Below are 1,951 nucleotides of genomic sequence, written 5' to 3' on the forward strand. Positions count from 1 at the left end.
GTGCGTCAAGCAAAGCTTGATGCATCTTGCAGGGTGTAAGTCCCTGTCAGGCAAGGTTTAACCAACCACCTGTATCGAGTGTTGCGCCTTTGGCGGAGTCTGGGATTCGTGTAACACTTATCCGCGATTTAATCGCACCAGATGAACAAGATAGGTGAAGCGTACACAGAGAATCATATAGGCCATAGGGGCTGTCGTGGCCCTAAAGTGCTGGTATCGCTCCGATAAATATTAGATCTGACTGACGAGGTTTGTAACGCCATCGAAGTCCAAGCAAAACAATCGTAAAGGTGAGATTGTGGCGAGTCAGCGGAGTTCTTAAGCCGTGGCATATATGAAGAGATGTATTGAGAACTTGAGAGATCCAAAGGTGTTCCATAAGGAAGGTGGTAGGGAAGCCTAGTCAAAAGCAAGGCCAACGATGACCCTTTGGAAGTCAGATCAGCCCGTAGTAGTCTGAGCAGGGGAAAGCCTTGTACATGGCAAAGGAGCTGACAGTTATATCCGTTATTAAGCAGATACATAGTCCGGACAAAGTAGGGCTGGAGACACTATGACAACCACACTTGATAACATCACATTTAAAGCACGAACCCACCCAAAGCACAGGTTTCAGAATTTATATGGATTATTAAATACTGATAGCCTGTATCAAAGCTGGGGGCAACTCAATAAACAAGCCGCGCCAGGTATTGATGGCATTACCATCAGTCACTATCAGCAACGCTTGCCGGAAAATATCAATCGCTTAAGTCAGGATCTTAAACAGAAATGTTATCGAGCCAACGACATTAAGCGCATCTTTATTCCTAAATCAAACGGTAAACAGCGACCATTAGGCTTGCCTACAGTCGAAGATAAACTGGTACAGCAAAGTGTCAGCCAGATCCTGCAAAGTATCTGGGAACAAGACTTTATGCGTAACAGTTATGGTTATCGACCTAATAAAAGCGCGCATCAAGCGGTGCATAGTCTGGGGTTAAACCTGCAATTCAAAGGTTATGGTTACATCGTGGAAGCGGATATTAAAGGCTTCTTCGATAATCTTGATCATGTCTGGTTAATGCAGATGCTCAAGCAACGTATTGATGATAATGCACTGCTTACTTTGATAAACCAATGGTTAAAAGCGCGGATAAAATCGCCTGATGGAGTATTGGATAAACCTTCGAGTGGCAGTCCACAAGGCGGTATTATCAGTCCAGTATTGGCTAATATATATCTTCACTATGCTTTAGACTTATGGTTTGAAAAGAAAGTAAAACCGACAATGATTGGACGATGCATGATGATTCGCTACGCAGATGATTTTGTCTGTGCGTTTCAATTTGCAAGTGATGCAGAGCGCTTTTACAAGGTGTTACCGAAACGATTAAAGAAATTCAATTTGGACGTAGCAGAAGATAAAACATCATTAATGCGTTTTAGCCGATTTCATGTCGGGCGAAAACGTCACTTTGTATTTCTAGGATTTGAATTTTATTGGGGAACAGATGCCAATGGTAAAGCGAGGTTAAGGCGAAGAACTGCGGTTAAGAAGCAGAAAGCCACACTAAGCGAATATTACCAATGGATAAAGGCAAAACGGTCACTCAAATTGAGAGAGTGGTTGCCCCAATTGAAACGAAAGCTGCTAGGATTTAGAAATTATTTTGGCTTACCCGATAACAGCCGAAGCTTAGCGAATTTATATAGTTATGTTTTGCATACACTGTACAAATGGCTCAATAGGCGAAGTGGCCGGCAAAGTTATAACTGGAGTAATTTCAAGAAGATGTTAACGTATTTTAAAATTGAGGTACCGAAAGTTAGCGCTAGAAATGTGCTGGTCGACTGGTACTAGGGTCGTGTTTTACACGAGTGAATATATAACTGAAGAGCCGGATGCGGTAGTTCCGCACGTCCGGATCTGTGTGGGGTCGGTCTGGTAACAGATCGTTCTACCACGATG

1 protein-coding gene is annotated in these 1,951 nt (G+C 43.1%); it reads left to right on the forward strand.

Annotated elements, in window-relative coordinates:
- The first annotated feature begins 553 nt into the window (after nucleotides 1-553).
- Nucleotides 554-1,843, forward strand: a complete 1,290-nt coding sequence (ltrA, locus tag KSO91_RS17050; RefSeq protein ID WP_238744218.1) for a group II intron reverse transcriptase/maturase — start codon at nucleotides 554-556, stop codon at nucleotides 1,841-1,843.
- The last annotated feature ends 108 nt before the right edge of the window (nucleotides 1,844-1,951 follow it).

Source organism: Psychromonas antarctica, from assembly GCF_022267535.1.
Classification (GTDB): Bacteria; Pseudomonadota; Gammaproteobacteria; order Enterobacterales; family Psychromonadaceae; genus Psychromonas; species Psychromonas antarctica.

Bases quoted from the DNA above. Each gene is read 5' to 3' on its own strand.
- ltrA (WP_238744218.1), top strand. From the start codon at position 554: ATGACAACCACACTTGATAACATCACATTTAAAGCACGAACCCACCCA.